This is a genomic window from Rhizobium yanglingense, from assembly GCF_977109285.1.
This window is the reverse complement of sequence record NZ_CDSAWY010000002.1, coordinates 40,471-60,787: the sequence shown is the minus strand read 5'-3', so window position 1 is coordinate 60,787 and position 20,317 is coordinate 40,471. Positions and strand designations below refer to the sequence as shown.

Below are 20,317 nucleotides of genomic sequence, written 5' to 3'. Positions count from 1 at the left end.
TCTGGACACGGCGAATCAGTAATGATTCATTGAGTGAGGTTCGAGCGAGCGGCGCTGCGAATCACACGAGGGATCAAGGCTAGTGATGATGAACGTGCGGCGGGCAACTGCGGCCGGAGGGCGGCTGCGTGTTGATTTTGAGGGGCTTCGTGCCTGGCACGGCAATGCCTCCAACCGCACCGCGGCGATCTCCAAGCCGATAGCAAACCGCCTTCCGCACACCGAAATCATCCTAAAGCGCGCCATCCCGGCACTGATCGTGGCATTCCTTGCCGTCGTCGCAGCCTCGCATCTTTTCGGGATGATGTCGGAATATACCCGAATGGGCGCAGCCGCCCGGCATGCGACCGCACTTTCGGCCGCGACCGCCGCGGCCGTATTTGCCGATTCTAGCGATCTCTTCGACAGCGGCAGAGCCGCCGAAGCCCAGGCGAAACTTGCGAAATTCCTGCCACAGGACCGTCTCGGCAGTGGCTCCTTCATCCTGCTCGTGCAGACGAGCGGCAAAGTCTTCGCCGCATCCACCGCGGGCCTTGCCTATGTCGGATCGAATGCCGGCGATTTCTTTCCCGAGGTTTCCGCTATCCGCCGCTTCGGGGATCGGGCCGGCGTCATTGAAACGACGATCAGCGGCAATCCGCATTACGCCGAAATCACCCTGGTCGGCAGCACCGGCGGCTATATCATCGCAGCAACCTCGCTGGACGAGATCGGCAGGCTCTGGCGCGAAGAGCTGACACTCAACGTGACGCTGTTTGCCGGCATTTCTTCGATCTTGCTGGTGATCCTTTACGCCTACTACATGCAGGTCAAGCGCGCCCGGGACGCCGACGAGATCTTCGTCGAATCGAACCAACGCGTCGAGACAGCACTTTCGCGCGGCCGCTGCGGGCTTTGGGATTTCGATTTCGACAGCCGCGAATTCTTCTGGTCGCGTTCGATGTACGGCATGCTCGGCCTGCCGGCTTCCGACAAATCGATCTCCTTCGGCGACGCGGCACGGCTGATGCATCCGGAAGACGGTGGGCTACACGAAATCGCGCGCTCGATCGCCAAGGGCAGTTCCGGCCAGGTCGACCAGATCTTCCGCATGCGCCATGCCGGCGGCCACTATGTGTGGATGCGCGCCCGCGCCCAGATGATCCGCAGCAATTCCGGCCGCGTCCACATGATCGGCATCGCCATGGACGTGACCGAGCAGCATCGCCTCGCGCAGCGCTACGCCGAGGCCGACCAGCGCCTTGCGGACGCGATCGAATGCACGTCGGAAGCCTTCGTTCTCTGGGACAAGAATGACCGCCTGGTGATGTGCAACGCCCACTTCCAGCAGGCCTACGGGCTCCCGGACAGCGTCCTCGTTCCAGGCACCGAGCGCAGCGTGGTCAACGCCGCAGCCGCCCGGCCGGTCATCGAGCGCCGCATGGCAAATGCCGATGGCGCCGGCCATTCGCGCACGACCGAGGTCCAGCTTGCCGACGAGCGCTGGCTGCAGATCAACGAACGCCGCACCCGCGATGGCGGCATGGTTTCGGTCGGCACCGACATTACGCTTCTAAAGCGCAACCAGGAGCGCCTGCGCGAATCCGAGCGGCGTCTCATCGCGACCATCGGCGACCTCAAGGCATCGCGTCAGACGCTCGAAAGTCAGAAGGCTGCTCTTTCGGTCGCAAACGCCAACTACCAGGCCGAGAAGGAACGCGCGGAAGCGGCAAACAAGGCGAAGTCGGAATTCCTTGCCAACATGTCGCATGAGCTGCGCACGCCGCTCAACGCCATCCTCGGCTTCTCCGAAATTCTGCAGAACCAGATGTTCGGCCCGCTCGGTTCGCTGAAATACGACGAATATGCCCGCGACATCCATGACAGCGGCAAGCACCTGCTCAACGTGATCAACGATATCCTGGATATGTCGAAGATCGAGGCAGGGCACATGAAACTGCACCGCGAGAAGATCGATCTTGCGCCGCTGATCGAGGAAAGCCTGCGCTTCACCGCCATTCCGGCCGCCCAGAAGAACATCGTCATCGAGCAGCGCGTTTGTGATGGCATGACGCTGACGGCAGACCGCCGCGCCATGAAGCAGATCCTCCTCAACCTTCTCTCCAATGCGGTGAAGTTCACCAACGACGGCGGCCGTATCGCACTCCGCACCCGCCGCGATGCGGCAGGCGTCATCGTCACGATCGCCGATACCGGGATCGGCATCCCGCACGAAGCGCTCACGAAGATTGGCCAACCTTTCGAGCAGGTTCAGAGCCAATATGCCAAGAGCAAGGGCGGTTCCGGTCTCGGCCTCGCCATCTCCCGCTCGCTGACGGCACTTCACGACGGCAAGATGCGCATCCGTTCGCGTGAGGCGATCGGCACCGTCGTCTCGTTCCGCATTCCGGACGGAGCGCGTTAGGAATTCACCGTCGTCTGGAATATCTTCCGGACAGCCTTCGAAAGCCGTTTGATCTCGCCTTCAAGCGTCTTGACGTCCGGGCAGTCGCCTGCCCTGCACACCAGCTCGGTCAGCCCGGACGGCGCCTCGGCGGGATTGAAAGGCCCGTCGATGCAAAGCCGGATCAGCTGCGACAGCTCCGTGTAGAGCGTGAACGCCTCCAGGCAGAGGTCGAGGTCGGCCGCCGGCAGGAGCTTCGCCCCGAGCGTCTTCAGCGCCTCGCCGGTATTCATCCCGCCGATCTTCGCCGATACGCTCCTCGCCGGCGCGATCAGCGCCAGATATTGCGCAATGAATTCGATATCGATTACGCCGCCCGGAATAAGTTTCAGGTCCCAGATACCGTCCGGCGCTTTCTCCTTGTCGATTAGTTCGCGCATCTCAGCGACGTCGCGGCTCACCCTTACGGCATCGCGTCTCTTCGAGAGAACATCGCGGATGATCTGTTCCGCCTCGCTCATCAGGCTCTGATCACCACAGATCAATCGGGCGCGGCTAAGCGCCATATGCTCCCATGTCCAAGCCTCGTCGCGCTGGTATTTCTCGAAAGACCTGATGCGCGTGGCGACCGGGCCCTTGTTTCCCGAGGGGCGAAGCCGCATGTCAACTTCGTAGAGAACGCCTTCGGCGGTCGGCGCCGAGAACGCCGCGATCAGCCGCTGCGTCATGCGGGTAAAGTAACGAACGGCATCCAATGGCTTCGCGCCGTCGGATTCAGAAGCGGCATCGTCATAGTCGTAGAGCAGGATGAGATCGATGTCGGAGCCCGCCGTCAGCTCGAAGCTGCCAAGCTTGCCCATGCCGGCAATGGCGACCTTGCCGCCGGGAAAATCGCCATGTGCCGCCCGCATTTCCTGCCTGACCGCATCGAGCGCGGCTTCGATCGCAAGGTCGGCCAGATGGGTGAAGGCGCGAGCTGCCATCAGCCCGTTGATCGCGCCGGTCAAGAGCCGGATGCCGATCAGGAAGCGCTGCTCGGCCGCAAAGATGCGCAGCCGGTCCAGCACCTCCTCATAGTGGCCCGCCTGCGCCAGCGATGCCTTCAAACGTTCGCCGAGATAGTCACGCGTCGGCAACTCCGCCATCAGTCCCGGATCGAGCATGCCGTCGAAGACGTGCGGCTTGGCGGCGATCACCTCGGCAAGCTTTGGCGCCGAGGACATGATGTTGACGATCAGCGAAAGCAGCGCCGGATTGCTGCCGAGCAAGGAGAAAAGCTGAATACCGGCCGGCAGGCCGGAAATGAAGCTGTCGAAGCGCAGCAGCGCCTCGTCAGCCCGCTTGCTTTCGCCGAAGACGCGAAGCAGCTCCGGCGCGAGCTCCGTCAGCCGCTCCCGCGCTTCGACGGATTGTGTCGCGCGATAGCGGCCGTAATGCCAAGTGCGGATAATGCGGGAAATGTCGGACGTACGCTTGAAGCCGAGCTTCTTCAGCGTCTCCAGCGTATCCGGATCGTCGGCCTGGCCCGTGAACACCAGATTTCCGGTATCGGTCGACAGCCTGGTCTCCTGCTCGAAGAGCCGCGCATAGCGCCGCTCCACGGTCCGTAGCACCTCCACCAACCGCTCAGCAAAACTCGACGTATCCGTAAAGCCCATCATGAAGGCGATGCGCTTCAGATCGGCCTCTGTTTCCGGCAGCAAATGCGTCTGCTCGTCGCGCACCATCTGGATGCGGTGTTCCACATCACGGAGAAACCAGTAGGCCTCCGTCAGTTCGTCGCGGGTTTCCGCATCGATCCATTTCGCCTTGGTCAGTTCGGCAAGCGTCTCCTCCGTGCCGCGGCTGCGCAGCGCCGGCATGCGCCCGCCGGCGATCAGCTGTTGCGTCTGCACGAAGAATTCGATCTCGCGGATGCCGCCGCGGCCGAGCTTGACATTGTGCCCCTTGACCGCAATTGCGCCGTGGCCCTTGTGCGCGTGGATCTGCCGCTTGATCGAATGAATGTCTGCGATCGCCGCATAGTCCAGATATTTGCGGAAGACGAAGGGCGCAAGCCCGCGCACGAACCCCTCTCCCGCCTTCATATCCCCGGCAACGGGCCGCGCCTTTATGAAGGCTGCCCTCTCCCAATTCTGGCCGCGCCCTTCATAGTAGATCATCGCGGCATCGACCGGGATCGCAAGCGGTGTCGAACCGGGATCGGGACGCAGGCGCAGATCGGTACGGAAGACATATCCGTCGGCCGTGCGCTCCTGAAGGATTCGCACCAGCCGCCGCATCATCCGCGGAAAGATGTCGATCGCATCATCCGGATCAGGCACGATGCCGGCATGCTCGTCGAAGAAAACCACAAGATCGATATCGGACGAATAGTTCAGTTCCGATGCGCCGAGCTTTCCCATCCCGAGCACGACCAGACCGGAACCTTCGCTCGGATTTTCGGCGTCCTTCAATTGCAGTTTGCCGGCCTCATGGGCAGACAGCAGCAGATGATCGATCGCGGCTTTGACCGAGGCTTCGGCCAGGGCACTCAGCCAGGCCGTCGTCTGCCGCCCGTCGAAGAGCCCGGCGAGATCGGCGAGAGCGACAAGAAGCGCCACTTTCCGCTTGATGGTCCGCAACCGGCTCATGACGGCAGATTCGGCAGGCGAAATCCCGTCTTCGGGCTTCCAGCAGTCGCGCGCCTCAGCAATCAGCACTTCGATCTGCGGCTCGACAGGCGATGAAATCGCAGCAGCGAGAATCGCATTGTCTATATTGGCAATCTCGCGAAGATAGGGCGAAAGCGTCAGTACCGCAGCGATGAAGTCGGATAGCGGACCACCGGCCTTCAGCAGTGCCGCGACGGCCGGTTCGTGTCCGCCGATATCCTGAAGGTCGGCGAGCGCCAGCTTGAGCTCGGATTGGTTCAGCGGTCGCAATAAACCGCCACCCACGTCCTTCAGGCTATGTGTCGATATCGTCAGCATTTCACCTCCCGGTGCGGCCGCGCCCGGAATCAGCGCTGCCATACGAGCCCCTAACCTAGGGTCACAATCCGGGGCGGCCAACCCTAAGCAGGCTTGACGGGGAAAATCACGCTGACGGTAAGGCCACGACCGTCTTCATTTTCCGGATCTGTATCGGAAAGCTCCAACGTGCCGCCATGCAGTTCCATCACTGCCTCGACCAGCGAAAGGCCAAGCCCCGTGCCGGGCTTCGACCGGCTCTCGTCAAGCCGCACGAAGCGCTTGACGACATCCTCGCGCTTGTCGGCGGGGATGCCCGGCCCGTGGTCGGCGACCGAAAGGCAAATGCCGTCAGGCCGGCGCAACAGCTTCAGGCTGATTTCACCGCCCTTGGCATCCCCGGAATATTTGATCGCGTTGTCGATCAGATTGAAGATCGCCTGGCCGATCAGTTCGCGGTTGCCTTGGATGGATATGCCGGGTTCGATGCTGGATGTCAGCACCAGTCCGGCCTCATCCGCAACCGGCTCGTAAAGTTCGGCGCTGTCGGCAACAATCGTCGAAAGCTCGATTGGCGACATCTCCGCGGCGACAGAACCCGCTTCCACGCGCGAGATCATCAGAAGCGCATCGAAGGTTCGGATCAGTTGATCGGATTCCGAGATGATCCCGTCCAGAGCCAGGCGGCGCTGATCCTCATTGGCCGTGTCAATCGCATCAGCGGCCTTGTTGCGCAGACGCGTCAGCGGCGTCTTGAGGTCGTGGGCAATGTTGTCGGAAACCTGCCGCAGGCCTTCGTTCAGCTTTTCGATGCGCTCCAGCATCGTGTTCAGCGAAACCGACAGGCGGTCGAACTCGTCGCCCGAACCGGCGACCGGCAAGCGCTGCGAGAGATCACCCGCCATGATCTTCTTGCTTGCGGCGGACATGCGATCGATCCGCTTCAGCGCGTTGCGGCCGATACCGAACCAGATGATGATGGCGCCGAGGCCCATGATGGCAAGCGCGATCATCAGCGCCTGGCGCACCAGCACGCGGAAGCGCTCGGGCTCGCCGAGATCGCGGCCGACGAGAATGCGCAGGCCGTTGTCGAGCACGAAGATATTGGCGATCGCCATGTGGCGGCGGTCGACCCCGCTATCGGCGTAGCGTTGATAGAAGAAGGGAACGGAGGTCCAACCGGATTCCTCAAAGACGCCCGGCTGCACCGAGGCGACGTTGCCCGCAAGGATATCGCCCGACGGGCCGGCGATGACATAAAGATTGGCGCCCGGCTGACGCGTGCGGCGCTCCATCGCGCGCAGCAGCGCGTTCATGCCCCCCAGATCATAAGCACGCCTGACCACATCGACTTCTTGCTGGACGGCCTCGCGGATCTGCCCGCTGAGCAGCCGCTGCGACATCGCCGTCACGTAGAAGACGAGCGTTGCGGCGCAGATTGCAAAAAGCAGGATATAAAGGGCCGAAAGGCGGACTGCGGTGGACTTGAAGAGAACCCAAAAACGGCTCATCCCTCGTCCTTGATCATGTATCCCGCACCGCGGATCGTTTTCAGCAGCGGCCGGCTGAAGTCCTTCTCGATCTTCGAGCGCAGGCGCGAGACATGCACGTCGATGACGTTCGTCTGCGGATCGAAATGATAATCCCAGACATGCTCGAGCAGCATGGTGCGCGTGACGACCTGCCCGGCATTCTTCATCAGATATTCGAGAAGGCGGAATTCGCGCGGCTGCAGCGGAATTTCCTTGCCGCCGCGCCGGACTTCATGGGAAAGCCGATCGAGTTCGAGGTCGCCGACGCGGTAGACCACGTCCTGCTCCGGCGTCCCCTTGCGACGGCCGAGTACTTCGACACGGGCGAGAAGCTCGCTGAACGCATAGGGCTTCGGCAGATAGTCGTCGCCGCCGGCGCGAAGGCCGGTCACGCGGTCATCGACCTGCCCCAGGGCGGAAAGAATGAGAAGCGGCGTATGGACGCCCTTGCGCCGCAACTCGCTGATGACGGAGAGCCCGTCGCGGCGCGGCAGCATGCGGTCGATGACGATCACGTCGTAGCTGTTTTCGGACCCCATGAAGAGCCCGCTTTCGCCGTCGCTTGCATGATCGGCGATGATGCCCGCCTCGCGAAAGGCCTTCGTGAGGTAGGCCGCGGCTTCGAGATCGTCTTCGATGATGAGAATCTTCATCCGGCCGACATTACCTGCCGGTTGCGTTTGGGCAAGGCTCAAAGCGTCATCCTGTTGCAGTGGGGTCATCGCCGTCGTCCTTGAAACGGATGGGGAAAGGGAGCCGCGCGGAGGTCGGATCGCGGCTCCCTTTTTTAGGCCAAGGTGGGAGGATCAGCCTTGGCCGTTGATCGGCAGCGCAACGAAGCGGCTGCCTTCCTGGGACTGGATCTGGAAGAGAGCCCGGGTGCGGCCGTCCTTCTTCGCCTGGTTCAGAACCTTGACGACATCATCGGCGTTCGAGACCTGCTGGTTGTTCACCGAGGTGATCTTTTCGCCTTGCTTGATGCCCTTGTCGGCAGCATCCGAATCCGCGTCGATGCCGGTGATCGTCAAGCCCTTGCCGTCATCGGAGGGGCCGACCGTCAAGCCGAGATCGGCAAGCGCCTTTTCGGATGCCGGTGCTTCAGGCTGCGGTGCCGGACCACCATTGTCGTCGTTGGAAGCGTCCTTCTGGTCAATCGGCAAGGTGCCGAGCTCAACGGTGAGGGACTGAGCCTTGCCGTCGCGCCAGACCGACACTTCGACCTTGCTGCCAGGCTGCATGGCGCCGATTCGGCGGCTGAGATCGCGGGCATCCTTGACCGTTTCGCCGTTGACGGCAGTGACGACGTCGCCTGCCTTCATGCCGGCCTTCTGGCCCGGCGTTCCATCCTGAGCCGAGACGACCAGCGCGCCGTTGGCTTCCGATAGGCCGAGCGAATCGGCGATGTCCTTGGTAACCGGCTGGATCTGTACGCCGAGATAGCCGCGCGAAACCGTACCGTCCTTCATCAGGTCGGCAACGACGTCCTTGGCGGTCGAAGCCGGGATCGCGAAGGCGATGCCGACGCTGCCGCCCGACGGCGAGAAGATCGCGGTGTTGATGCCGACCACCTGGCCACTGAGGTTGAAGGTCGGACCACCGGAGTTGCCGCGGTTCACGGCTGCGTCCACCTGCAGGTAGTCGTCATAAGGACCGGAGCCGATATCGCGGCCACGGGCCGAAATGATGCCTGCCGTTACCGTGCCGCCGAGACCGAACGGATTGCCGACCGCCACGACCCAGTCACCGACGCGGACATTGTTGTCGTCAGCCCAGTTGACATAGGTGAACTTGCGGCCCTTTCCGTCAACCTTGAGCACTGCGAGGTCCGTGCGCGGGTCCCTCCCGATCAGCTTGGCGTCTAACTCGGTCCCGTCGGTCATGACGGCAACGAAGGCCGAGCCGTCGGAAACGACGTGATTGTTGGTGACGACATAGCCGTCCTCGGAAATGAAGAAGCCGGAGCCCTGCGCGACTGGGCGCAGGCGGCCCTTGCCATCCGGCGGACCAAACCTTCTGTTCGGACCGCCCTGCGGACCGTTCGGGCCTTGTTCGCCGAACTGCCTGAAGAAGCGCTTCAGCGGGTGGTCGTCGGGAAGATCGTCGAAACCGCGGCCGTTGAAATCGAACGCGAAGCCGTCCGTGCTGTCGGAGGCCGCATTGATGCGGGATTCGACGCGCACGGAAACGACGGCCGGGGAAACGGCGTCGACGACATTCGCAAAGCTCGGGACCGACGGAGCTTGAACATTGACAGCTTCGGCGTAGGAGCGCGTGATCTCAAGCGGCACACCGGTTGCAAACACGGCGGCAGCGAGACCTGCGACAGTGGACGCCTTCAGCATCGTTTTGAGGGAGGGGGTCTTGAACATTTTAGGCACCTTCTCTTCTTCTTGTCTTCGTCCCGGCCAATGCCGGATCGGTCGATGGATGAAGATATAGGATGCCGCACCTTACTGCGAACTGTCCGCATAATGAAAAATTCGTAATGTAGGAATAAGCGCTCTATAAGTTTCAATGTCCGAGGCAGCCTCGACGGGTTGAGCGCCGTACTTCTTGCTCCCCTAGATATATTCATGATATCTTAAATATTCTTCCGATCCGGCGAGGATGCCTTGGGGCAAGGGTCATGCGATGAGGGTTGTCGGAACATCTGCGTTGGGTGTCTTGCTTGGGATCTCGCTCGCCTGGGCTGGTCCTCTGCACGATGCGGCAAGGGACGGCAATCGCGAACATGCCGGCCAGCTTATAGATCAGGGCGCGAATATCACCGAGCCGGATGCGGCAGGAGAGCCGCCTCTACTGATCGCAGCGCTTGCCGGAAACAAGGATATCGTCGCACTTCTGCTCGAAAGAGGCGCCGATATCGAGATCAGAAACAAGGGCGGTCTGACGGCGTTGCACGCGGCAGCCTATGGCGGGCACCTCGATGTCGTTGAACTGCTCGTATCGAAGGGTGCGCTGATCAATGATGAAAAGAACTTCTACCAAATGTCGCCGCTTCATGCTGCGGCCGAAGAAGGTCATGCCGATGTCGTCGCCTTTCTCGTCGCGCACAAGGCAAACATAGAGGCGAAGGAACGCAACGGCTACACGCCGTTGACGCAGGCCGGATGGCGATCCCACTGGGATGCCGCAGACCTACTGTTGAAAGCGGGCGCTGTTTGCCAGCAGGCCGACCTGGTCGGCGACTGGCTGTACGGCGAGTGCACGAAGCGGAAATAGCGCTTGCTGCATCTCATCGCCCGAACTGGGAGAATGGACACATGTCATATCGCAAGCAGACAGGCGGCACTGCCGCCTATATTATCGCTGGCGCCGCGATGCTCTTGGCGTTTGTGCAGCCGGCATCGGCGGAAGAGCCGGTGAATACCGGCTATTTCGGGGACGTGGCGATCAAGGGCTACGATCCGGTGGCCTATTTCACCGAGAACAAGGCCGTGGAAGGATCTCCGGTCTATTCGTATCGGTGGCTGGGTGCCGAATGGCATTTCACCAGTTCCGAAAACCGCGACCGCTTCATTGCCGAACCCGGAAAATATGCGCCTCAATACGGCGGCTATTGCGCTGACGGCGTTTCCTTCGGAACCGTCACAACCAATATCGACCCGAAGGCATGGCGGATCATCGATGGCAAGCTCTATCTGAGTTACGATCCCGGTGCCGCGGAAGGCTTCGAAAAGAAGCCGACCAAGGTCGTCGACTCCCAAAAGCACTGGTCGGAGGTGCAGAGCACCCTGATTTCCGACAAGGTGCGCAAGGACTGGCAGCATATGTCGGCCGAGTGAAATTCAGGGGGTCAGCGAGAAGAACTTCAGCGCCTGCGGGGTTACGTGAACATACTGGGCGCCGGCTTGTCCGGCGTCCTTGATTCTGTAAACCTGCCCGCACACCATGCGATCGAGAAAATAGCCGCCGAACCGCTCGCAGAGCCTGTTACCCTGCACCTCCACCGTGCCGGTGATGTTGGTATTGGCGCTGCGGTAGGCGGTATTGCCCGCCTTGTCGAAATACTGGACAAACACCGTTCCGTTTTTGTGTTTTCCGCTCCACGTCTTGTCGCTGATCAGGTTGCGCAAGGCGTCTGCATCAAGCTGATCAGCTTCCGAACCGACGAACCCAAACGGCCATTCCGGAATCCCGGCCGCACGCAATCCCGCTAGATGATGCTCCAGGTCGTCTTCGCGCCAGTAGTCGTAGAGATAGTTGTAGTAGGTAAGGTTGGCGTCCGGAAACAGTTCCAGAAGCTTGGCCTTTTCCTTCGCGCCGCGAACCCGGTCCCCTTCATACGCATAGGCTGCCGTCAGGTACTCGCGCGCCGGCTCCGCGTTGGGCAGCGCATCTCGCGCCGCCTCGATGAGCGGAATTGCACGCCTGTTGTCCCGCGCAGTGTAAAAGACGATTCCGGCCAGCAGCCGGAAGCTCGACGGTGGAGCGGGATCGAGCCGCAAAGCCCTTTCCATCTCAACCACCGCTTCTTCGTGACTTCCCGTATGGACGAGGATCAAAGCCAGGTTGCCGAAGGCCTCCGCACTGTTGGGCTGCACCTGTACCGCCCGGTTTGCCGAGTCCCGCGCCTCCGCGGCCCGACCGTCAACCAGCTGCAGCAGGGCGAGAACGGTGTGGGCGCGCGCATTGTCGGGGTCGAGCTTGAGCGCTTGTCCGGCCGCATCATAGGCGATCTTGCGCGCCACAGCCGCCGACCAGAGGAAGTTGTAGTCGTTGCGCCAGACGTCGACGGCAACGCGTGCAATGCCGGCATGCGCATCGGCAAAGTTCGGATCGAGATCGATCGCCTTTTGATAATAGGACAGCGTGCGCCGATAGGTTTCCACGTCGCTGTAGGCGAGGCCCTCCTGCTCCGCCCGCATGTAGTAATCGTAGGCTTCCAGATTGTCGCTCGGTATCCGCTCCAGCTGGGTGCGCTCGCCGTCGCTCAGTTCCACCGCGAGCGCGGAGATGATCTTGCCGGTGACGTCGTCCTGAATTGCGAATAGATCGGCATATTGGCGGTCGTAGCGCTCGGCCCAAACCGAAAGCCCGCTCAGCGCGTCGATCAGCTTGACGTTGATCCGCAGCCGCGGCCCCGCGCGCTGCAACGTGCCCTCGAGCACGTAGTGGACGCCGAGCTCGGCGGCGACATCCTGAATTTTTCCTGCACCGTTCTGAATGGCAAATACTGAATGCCTGGCGATGACGAAGAGCCCCGAAACCTTGGACAGCTCCGTGATCAGGTCGTCGGTCAGCCCCTGCGCCAGATGATCCTGCTCCGTATCACCGCTGACATTGATGAACGGCAAGACCGCCACCGAAGGTTTGTCCGGCAGGGGATAGGCGAAGCGCTCGACCAGCGTTGGCGTCAGGCCAAGCTCCCACGGCTGCCACCAGTAGGCTGTGAAAGCGGCCAAAAGCAGGACGGCAACGGCACCCGCTAGGCCGGCAGGCATCCTCAACAGACGCTTGAAGCTTTTCGGCGAAATCCGGGCTTTATTCGGATCCAGCACGACCCGGTAGACGCGGATCGGCTCGACGATGCTCTTCACTTTTTGCCTGCCAAGCGAGGTGTAGCCGACATCAAGCTTGGTTTTTACCTGATCGTAAGTCGTGCCGGAGATCGCAATCCCGCCCGGCTCGGCCAGCGCCTGTATGCGGTCCGCGATATTGACGCCATCACCCTGAATGTCGTCGCCCTCGACAATGATGTCTCCAAGGTTGACGCCGATGCGGAAATCGAGTCGCATCGCTCCATCGTCGGATGCTTTTCGCAATGCCTTCTCGCGCTGTACGTCTATTGCGCAATGCAAGGCATCGACAACGCTGTGAAATTCGACAAGCAGGCCGTCGCCCATGGTCTTCACCAGCCGGCCGTGATGTTCGGTGATCTTGGGCAGGATGATGTCGTCCATATCCGCCTGGAAGCAGCGGCGCGTGCCCTCTTCGTCGATCTGGCTCAAACGGCTGTAACCGGCGACGTCAGCGATCAGAATTGCTGCAAGACGGCGCTCCATGTCTTCCCCGCATGCTGCGATGGCTCCCGGGCGGGCATCTTACCGCAGGTTGATTGGCGAAGCCATTATGCTGTCAGGAAGATGCGGGCGTGATCACTTGCCAAGCAGTTCGTCGAGCTTTGCCTGCTCCTCCGCCGTCAGCGGGCTACCGGTGGGCTTTCCCGCACGCCGCCGCGCGAATACCAGCAGCGAGATGCCACCTACGATGATCAGGAACACTGGCGCGCCCCAAAGCAGCATGGTGCGGGTACTGAGCCGTGGCTTCAGCAGCACGAATTCGCCGTAGCGCGAAACGATATAGTTCAGCACCTCCTCGTCGGTGTCGCCATCGGTGATGCGCTCGCGCACCAGCAGCCTGAGGTCCTTGGCAAGGTCGGCATCGGAATCGTCGATCGACTGGTTCTGACAGACCATGCAGCGCAGTTCAGCCGACAACGCCCGGGCACGCACCTCGAGCGCCGGGTCGGCCAGCACCTCGTCGGGATTGACGGCAAAGGCTGGTGCTGCAGAAAGAAACAACGCGATGGCGAGGAGGATCGGCCGGATCATTCCGCCGCCTCCATGACCGGTTTTACCGGTTTTGCCTTGCGGCGGGGGGCGCCGACGCGCAGCCGCCGGTCGGAGAGCGACACGAAGCCACCCACCGCCATCAGCAGCGTCCCGCCCCAGATCAACAGGATGAACGGCTTCCACCAGATGCGCACGACGATGCCGCCGTCCCTGGTCGGATCGCCGAGCGACACGTAGAGCTGGCTTGCCCCGAAGGTGAGGATGCCGGCTTCCGTCGTCGGCATCTGGCGGGCGGCATAAAGGCGCTTCGCCGACCAGGTCTCGGCGACCTCGGCGCCGCCGCGCCGCACGGTAAAATGCCCGCGCTCCTCGCTGTAGTTCGGCCCTTTCGCCGGCTTGAGACCGTCGAAGGAAAGCGTGTAGCCACCAGCCTCGGTGGTCTCGCCCGGCTTCATCTCGAGCACATGCTCGGTCGAAAAGGCCGACACCGCAACGATGCCGATGACGCTGACGCCAAGTCCGGCATGGGCAAGTGCGGTGCCGAAGGCCGAGCGTGGCAGGCCTGTCAGCCGCTTCCAGGCGACATGCGCCTTCACCTTGCCGATGCCGGCGCGGTACCAGAGATCGGCAGCCGCACCTGCGACCAGGAACAGCCCGGCCGCCAGCCCGAGCACCGACAGCACCGGCCCGCCGTGCTCGATGTAGAAGACGGCGATCGCCGCGGCGAAGGCAACCCCTGCCACGACATAGAGCCGCTGCAGGACGCCCAGAAGGTCGCCGCGCTTCCAGGCAAGCAGCGGCCCGAACGGCACGGCGACGAGCAACGGTGCCATCAAGAGCCCGAAGGTCATGTTGAAGAACGGCGCGCCGACGGAGATCTTGTCGCCGGTGAGCGTCTCCAGAAGCAGCGGATAGAGTGTCCCGGTCAAGACGGTGCCGCAGGCAACCGTGAGGATCAGGTTGTTCAGCACCAAGGCGCCTTCGCGCGAGACCGGCGCAAACAGGCCGCCCGCACTCAAACGCGGTGCGCGAAACGCAAACAGCGACAGCGCCCCGCCGATGAAGAGCATGAGAATGCAAAGAATGAAGACGCCGCGGCTCGGGTCGCTGGCAAAGGCATGCACCGAGGTCAAGACGCCGGAGCGCACCAGGAAGGTGCCGAGCAGCGACAGCGAGAAGGTGAGGATTGCAAGCAGCACGGTCCAGATCTTCAGCGCCTCGCGCTTTTCCATCACCAGCGCCGAATGCAGCAGTGCGGTTCCGGCAAGCCAAGGCATGAAGGAGGCGTTTTCGACCGGATCCCAGAACCACCAGCCGCCCCAGCCGAGTTCGTAATAGGCCCAGTAGGAGCCCATGGCGATGCCGAGCGTCAGGAAGGTCCAGGCCGCCAGTGTCCAGGGCCTGACCCAGCGCGCCCAGGCAGCATCGATCCGGCCTTCCATCAAGGCGGCGACGGCAAAGGAGAAGCACACCGAAAAGCCGACATAACCGAGATAAAGCAGCGGCGGATGGATGGCGAGCCCGATATCCTGCAGCACCGGATTGAGGTCGCGGCCCTCGGCCGGTGCCGGATCGAGGCGGACGAACGGGTTGGAGGTCAACAGGATGAAGAGGATGAAGGCGGCGGAGATCCACGCCTGAACCGAAAGCACATTGGCCCTCAGCCTGTCCGGCAGATTGCGGCCGAAGAGCGCCACCAGGGCGCTGAACAGCGCAAGGATCAGCAGCCACAGCATCATCGAGCCTTCGTGATTGCCCCAGACGCCGGAATATTTGTAGATCAGCGGCACCAGCGAATGCGAGTTCTCCCAGACGTTCCGGACGGTAAAGTCGGAGACCACATGGGCATAGGTCAAAACGCCGAAGGAGAAGGTCACTAGCGCAAAGAGCACGATGGAGCCGAGCGGCGCGACATCCATCATCGCCTGGTCAAGCCTTCGCGCGCCGATTGCCGGCACCAGCGAAACAACGATCGCTGCCGCCAGGGCCAGGACAAGTGCGTAGTGACCGATCTCGATGATCATTGCGTACCCTCGCCTTCCTGCCACAGACCCTGCGCCTTCAGCCGGTCGGCAACGTCCTTCGGCATGTATTTCTCGTCGTGCTTGGCAAGCACGGTGTCGGCGATGAACTCCTGGCTGCCGGCCGCAAACCGGCCCTCGGTGACGACCCCCTGCCCTTCGCGGAACAAGTCGGGCAGGATGCCGGTATATTTGACCTTTACCGCATCGCCGCTGCCGTCGGTGACGGCAAATTCCACCGTCGAGCCTGCGCCGCGCACGACGCTGCCCTCGCCGACCAGCCCGCCGAGGCGGATGCGCGTCTCCGGCGCCACCGGTGTTTTGGCAAGATCGGCCGGCATGTAGAAATAGGCGACCGACTGGCTGAAGGCGAACATGACGAGCAGCACTGCGGCGAGGATGAAGCCCATGCCGCCGCCAATCACCGCCAGGCGCTTCTGCTTGCGCGTCATTGCGTTCCTCCTTCCGCCGCAATGCCGAGTTCGCGCGCCAGCGCCATCAGCTGCATGCCCTCGTCGCCGTCGGCAGGAAAGGCCCCCAGGGCGCGCTTCAGCGCGCTTGCGGCACGATCCTTGTCGTTCAAGACGGCATAGGAGCGGACAAGCCGCATCCAGCCCTCGAAATTGTTCGGGTCTGCAACAAGCTTCGCATCGAGGCTTTCCACCATGCCGCGGATCATCTGCTGCTGCTCACTACTGTTCATATCCTGCGCCGCTGCGACATCTTCCTCTGTTGGATTGCCCGGCGCCTTGCCGTCCGCCACCACCGGAGCGCCGCCGTTTTTGGCGATATGCTCGTTGACCAGCGGCAGCCATGGCGCATCGGCGGGCGAACCTTTCGCCAGCGCCTCGAAGGCCGCCTTCGCCTGCCCCGGTTGCCCCGCCTGCTCCAGGCTAAGCGCCACGTAGAACCTCGCACGCGGATTGTCAGGCTCGAGCGAAAGCGACTGCTCCAGCACCTTGCGCGTCTCCTCGGTCACGACACCGTTGGCGCCCGCCATCAGCGTTTCGGCCAGCCCGTTAAGACGGATCGGGCTCGGCCCGAGCAGCCGGATGGCATTGCGGTAGGCCTTCTCCGCATCGGCGATGCGCATTGCATTGTAATAGATCGGCGCCAGCACGTCCCAGCCCCTGCCGTCTTCCGGATCCTCCGCCAGATGCCGCTCCGCCTTCACAATCAGCATCGCCATGTCGTTGCCAGGTTCCGCCAGCCGATCCGCCAACGGCCGCGACGGCACATCAGGACGGCCGAGCGTGATGTAAAGACAGAGCCCGAGAACTGGCAGCAGCAGGAGAACGAAAGCCTCGCTGAAACGGTGCGTGCGAACGGGCTTGCGTTGCGTCTTCGGCTCGGCAGCCGAGACGGCAATCAGCCTGCGGCCGATTTCGGCCCGCGCATAATCCGCCTCGTCGGCCGAAATCAATCCGCCAGCCAAATCGCGATCGAGTTCGCGCAGCTGATCGCGGTAGACCGCCGCTTCGCCGGCACGGTCGTCGTCAGCCGCCTTCGCGCCGCGCAAAAGCGGATAAAGCAGGAAGGCGGCAACAGCCGCGGTCATCGTGGCCACCAGAATCCAGAACATCATACCGGCTCAAATACTTGAAGCGCGGGGCCATTCCAACTGGCAAAGTCGCAATGACGAAGATTTGAGGCGTTTGGCCGCAATATCAGCAGGACGTTATCTGCAGCACCGGCCGAAGTCAGCCGAGCGGCGACCAGCTTCCGTCACTGTTGCGGCAGGCCGCGCCACGCGTGACGGTGTCCTTGCTGTCCGCAGTCAGCGTATGCGTGTATTGACGGCAGTTCTGCGAACCCACCTGATAGGGTGCGGCCGCCACAACCTTACCGCTTACATTGCGCCCGCTCCAGACGACCGGCTGGCCGACGCCAGCGCCTTCGAGCGCCCGGTATTCGGCCTCGAGAGCCCGCTGCTTGTCGCTGTCGCTCAGCTGCACGCCGCTGCGGCCGGCGATTCCGCCCTGCAGCGCCGTGATGAACGCCGCCGATGCCGAAGGCCTGGAGGTCGTGCACGACGACAGCGCAACGGCAACAAGAAGCGAAGAAACGATCAAAACATTCGGTCGTAACATCATTCGGTCAAACCAGCATCGGGGTGTGAATCAGTGCCGCCAGATGCGCATCGCCCCATGTCGGCATTAAGGCAAAGCATGCTATGCAATTGCCTATGTCTTTGTGACATCAAGCAATTGCTCATGCAACATCCTTTGTGACGCCGGGCAGGATTAGCCGCGCCTTCAGGCCGCCCCACTCCCCGCGGGAGAGCTCGAGCCGGCCCTGATACTCGTTGGAAATCTCCGTGACGATCGAAAGCCCGAGGCCCGTTCCCGGCTTGCTCTCGTCCAATCGCCGCCCGCGCTTCAGCGCCTCGCGGATCTGGTCGGGCTCCAGTCCCGGTCCGTCGTCCTCGATGACAAGCTCCACCCAGTGCCGCCGCGCGCTTGCTTCGGCACCCTTCACATCCTCGGCCGCTTCGGCTGCGCTGAGCCGCACCTTTGTCGTGGCAAACCGCGACGCATTCTCCAAAAGGTTGCCGACGGTCTCTTCCAGATCCTGCTGCTCCATGGCAACCGCGAGGTTCTGCGGCGTCACGTTGAGCTCGAATTCCTTGTCGCCATTGAGCCGCCGCATCACGCGCACCAGCCGCTCCAGCGCAGGTTCCGCATCGGTTCGCGCCAGCACCGATTCGCGCTGTGCGGCGATGCGTGCCCGGTTGAGGTAGGATTGCACCTGGCCCTGCATCGCTTCTGCCTGGCTGCGCACCAGCTCGCCGTGCGAGCGCTCCAGCACCCTCGCCTCGTTAAGCAGAACCGCAATCGGCGTCTTCAGCGAATGCGCCAGGTTGCCGACCTGCATCCGGGCGCGCTCGACGATGCGCCGGTTGCTGTCGATCAGCGCATTCACCTCGTTGGCAAGCGGTAGGATTTCCCGCGGGAAATCGCCCTTCAGCAGTTCGCTCTCTCCCGCCCGGATGCGCTCCAGCGCCGCGCGCGCCTTGTCGAGCGGCTTCAGGCCGTAGAGAATGGCAAGCGCATTGACGATCAGGCTTCCGACCCCGAAGCCGGCCAGCGCCAGATAGAGACTGTGGGAGAAGTTGCTGACGTCGCTCTCGACGACCTCGACATTGCCCGACACCCTGAAGCGCGCAGCGCGTCCGTCCGTGTCAAGCACCACTTCGGTTTCCGCCACCTGCACGCGGTTTCCGGTCGCATCCGTCACCTGGTAATAGCGCTCGTAATTCTTGTCGAAGGGTGCTTCCAGCACGGAGGGAACAGGGATCGTCGCCGATCCCAGCGAAGGCGAAACCAGCGGCGCCGTCGTGTAGGTTCCGAGCGGCTCCACCACCCAGTACCAGCCGGTCCTCGGCTGGGCGAAGCGCAGGTCGCCGAGTTGGGGGCTGCCGCTCAGCGCGCCCTGATCGCCGATCGTCACGGAATTGATGACGTTGTAGAGCTGGGCGCGCAGCAGATCCTGGAAACCGCGCTCGGCGCTGCGGCGGTAAAGCGTGGAAATCAGCAGGCCGATAACCACAAGCGCCACGGTCGACCAGACGGTCGTCAGAAGGAGAACGCGTGCGGTGAGCGACTTAATGCGCATTGTTCGGCGCTTGGATGCGGTAGCCGAGACCGCGCACCGTTTCGATCAGGTCCACGCCCATCTTCTTGCGCAGGCGGCCGACGAATACCTCGATCGTATTGGAATCGCGATCGAAATCCTGGTCGTACATGTGCTCGACCAGCTCCGAGCGCGAGACCACCTCGCCCATATGATGCATCAGATAGGCAAGCAGCCGGTATTCGTGCGAGGTGAGCTTCAGCGTCACGCCGTTGACCATCGCCTTGGAGGTCTTGGTGTCGAGCCGCACCGGGCCGCAGACGATCTCGGACGAGGAATGCCCGGCCGCACGGCGGATCAGGGCGCGAATGCGCGCCAGCACTTCCTCGACATGGAAGGGCTTGGTCACGTAGTCATCGGCCCCGGCATCGATGCCTGCGACCTTGTCGCTCCAGCGGTCGCGGGCCGTCAGGATCAGAACCGGCACGCCGCGGCCCGCACCGCGCCACTTTTCAAGGACGGTGACGCCGTCCATCTCCGGCAGGCCGATGTCGAGGATGATCGCGTCATAAGGCTCGGTTTCACCGAGGAAATGTCCTTCCTCGCCGTCGAAGGCCTGATCAACGACATAGCCCGCCTCCTTCAGCGTATCGGCGAGCTGCCGGTTCAGATTGACATCGTCTTCGACTACCAGAATGCGCATCGGTCCGCTTTCACCTCAAGTGTATCACTGGTGTTTCATAGGCCGATTCCGCCTACATCGGAACCCTGACGGTCACCTTGCGTGGACGCTGGCCGTTGCCCTGGACGAGAACGGTGATGATGCAGGTGTTGCCTGATGGCTGCACGGAAAGAAGCTGCCCGCCCGTCTGCTCGACGACCTGCTCAGCCGCCGCGCTGCAATCGCCTGCGACGCGCACGATCAGATCGCGCGGTTCGTCCGGTGAGGGCGCCGATACCGCCAGCCCGGCGGCCAAAACTACGACGCTCAAGGGAGAGGCCATGTGCATGCTTCCAACGTAATTCCAACTTGGTCCGACTATGTACTCACGTGACCTGAATGGCAAATGAATGCCCTGTAACGCCGGATGTTTATAACAATTCTGGACTGTATTTTTCTTGAATTTCCACAGCCGAAAGACGAGAGGGCGGGATGCGTGAAAACACAGATGTCCCGCCCTGAGATTTCCTCAGCGAACGACCTGCCGGGCCGCCGGATGGCAGGTCCCGAAGGGATAGGCTGCCTGGTCTGCGCCGCCGTCAAGGATCGGGCAGCGCATTTGCCTCGGTCATGTCCATCGTCACGAAGGGAGAAAGGAAGACCTCAATGCCCGAGCCTTCA

Annotated in this window: 16 protein-coding genes; 3 read left to right on the top strand and 13 right to left on the bottom strand. The window is 62.3% G+C overall.

The genetic code is table 11. From position 1 onward, the window contains the following. Positions 1–85: 85 nt before the first annotated feature. Positions 86–2,404, top strand: coding sequence for a PAS domain-containing sensor histidine kinase (locus ACW4PC_RS01375; protein ID WP_455872927.1), 2,319 nt, complete (start codon positions 86–88; stop codon positions 2,402–2,404). Here ACW4PC_RS01375 and ACW4PC_RS01370 read toward each other — a convergent pair. From ACW4PC_RS01370 to ACW4PC_RS01355, 4 genes are all read right to left on the bottom strand, one after another. Then, positions 2,401–5,355 (bottom strand): bifunctional [glutamine synthetase] adenylyltransferase/[glutamine synthetase]-adenylyl-L-tyrosine phosphorylase, encoded by a 2,955-nt coding sequence (locus ACW4PC_RS01370; protein ID WP_455872624.1) that lies wholly within the window; start codon positions 5,353–5,355, stop codon positions 2,401–2,403. The genes ACW4PC_RS01375 and ACW4PC_RS01370 overlap by 4 nt on opposite strands. An 83-nt stretch (positions 5,356–5,438) precedes the next feature. Further along, complete coding sequence (locus ACW4PC_RS01365; RefSeq protein ID WP_455872623.1) at positions 5,439–6,845, bottom strand: sensor histidine kinase; 1,407 nt, start codon at positions 6,843–6,845, stop codon at positions 5,439–5,441. Further along, entirely contained in the window at positions 6,842–7,519 is a 678-nt protein-coding gene (locus tag ACW4PC_RS01360; RefSeq protein WP_194730100.1) for a response regulator transcription factor, read from the bottom strand. The genes ACW4PC_RS01365 and ACW4PC_RS01360 overlap by 4 nt, the downstream gene beginning before the upstream one ends. Positions 7,520–7,672: 153 nt before the next feature. Beyond that, positions 7,673–9,235, bottom strand: a complete 1,563-nt coding sequence (locus ACW4PC_RS01355; protein WP_455872622.1) for a Do family serine endopeptidase — start codon at positions 9,233–9,235, stop codon at positions 7,673–7,675. 262 nt (positions 9,236–9,497) lie between these two features. Between ACW4PC_RS01355 and ACW4PC_RS01350 the strand changes: the two genes are divergently transcribed. Next, the gene (locus ACW4PC_RS01350) at positions 9,498–10,088 is read left to right on the top strand and encodes an ankyrin repeat domain-containing protein (RefSeq protein ID WP_455872621.1); all 591 of its coding nucleotides are present in this window, start codon (positions 9,498–9,500) and stop codon (positions 10,086–10,088) included. Between the two features lie 41 nt (positions 10,089–10,129). Then, positions 10,130–10,651, top strand: a complete 522-nt coding sequence (locus ACW4PC_RS01345; RefSeq protein ID WP_455872620.1) for a YHS domain-containing (seleno)protein — start codon at positions 10,130–10,132, stop codon at positions 10,649–10,651. A gap of 3 nt (positions 10,652–10,654) precedes the next feature. Here ACW4PC_RS01345 and ACW4PC_RS01340 read toward each other — a convergent pair whose 3' ends face one another. From ACW4PC_RS01340 to ACW4PC_RS01300, 9 genes are all read right to left on the bottom strand, one after another. After that, positions 10,655–12,871 carry an adenylate/guanylate cyclase domain-containing protein gene (locus tag ACW4PC_RS01340; protein ID WP_455872619.1) on the bottom strand — a complete coding sequence of 739 codons (2,217 nt, stop codon included), beginning with the start codon at positions 12,869–12,871 and terminating at the stop codon, positions 10,655–10,657. A 93-nt stretch (positions 12,872–12,964) separates the two neighbouring features. Then, entirely contained in the window at positions 12,965–13,420 is a 456-nt protein-coding gene (locus ACW4PC_RS01335) for a cytochrome c-type biogenesis protein (protein ID WP_455872618.1), read from the bottom strand. Next, positions 13,417–15,405 carry a heme lyase CcmF/NrfE family subunit gene (locus ACW4PC_RS01330; protein ID WP_455872617.1) on the bottom strand — a complete coding sequence of 663 codons (1,989 nt, stop codon included), beginning with the start codon at positions 15,403–15,405 and terminating at the stop codon, positions 13,417–13,419. Before ACW4PC_RS01330 ends, ACW4PC_RS01335 begins: the two co-directional genes overlap by 4 nt. Beyond that, entirely contained in the window at positions 15,402–15,854 is a 453-nt protein-coding gene (gene ccmE, locus ACW4PC_RS01325; RefSeq protein ID WP_455872616.1) for a cytochrome c maturation protein CcmE, read from the bottom strand. Before ccmE ends, ACW4PC_RS01330 begins: the two co-directional genes overlap by 4 nt. Beyond that, positions 15,851–16,987 carry a c-type cytochrome biogenesis protein CcmI gene (ccmI, locus tag ACW4PC_RS01320; RefSeq protein WP_455872615.1) on the bottom strand — a complete coding sequence of 379 codons (1,137 nt, stop codon included), beginning with the start codon at positions 16,985–16,987 and terminating at the stop codon, positions 15,851–15,853. Before ccmI ends, ccmE begins: the two co-directional genes overlap by 4 nt. Positions 16,988–17,102: 115 nt before the next feature. Beyond that, positions 17,103–17,495: a membrane protein gene (locus tag ACW4PC_RS01315; protein WP_039844357.1), complete on the bottom strand. Its 393-nt coding sequence runs from the start codon at positions 17,493–17,495 to the stop codon at positions 17,103–17,105. Positions 17,496–17,613: 118 nt separating this feature from the next. Then, a complete protein-coding gene (locus tag ACW4PC_RS01310) occupies positions 17,614–19,017 on the bottom strand; it encodes a sensor histidine kinase (RefSeq protein ID WP_039844356.1) in 1,404 nt (467 codons plus the stop codon). Next, positions 19,007–19,678, bottom strand: coding sequence for a response regulator transcription factor (locus ACW4PC_RS01305; protein WP_455872614.1), 672 nt, complete (start codon positions 19,676–19,678; stop codon positions 19,007–19,009). The genes ACW4PC_RS01310 and ACW4PC_RS01305 overlap by 11 nt, the downstream gene beginning before the upstream one ends. Before the next feature lie 52 nt (positions 19,679–19,730). Beyond that, positions 19,731–19,979: a hypothetical protein gene (locus tag ACW4PC_RS01300; RefSeq protein ID WP_039844354.1), complete on the bottom strand. Its 249-nt coding sequence runs from the start codon at positions 19,977–19,979 to the stop codon at positions 19,731–19,733. Between the last annotated feature and the right edge of the window lie 338 nt (positions 19,980–20,317).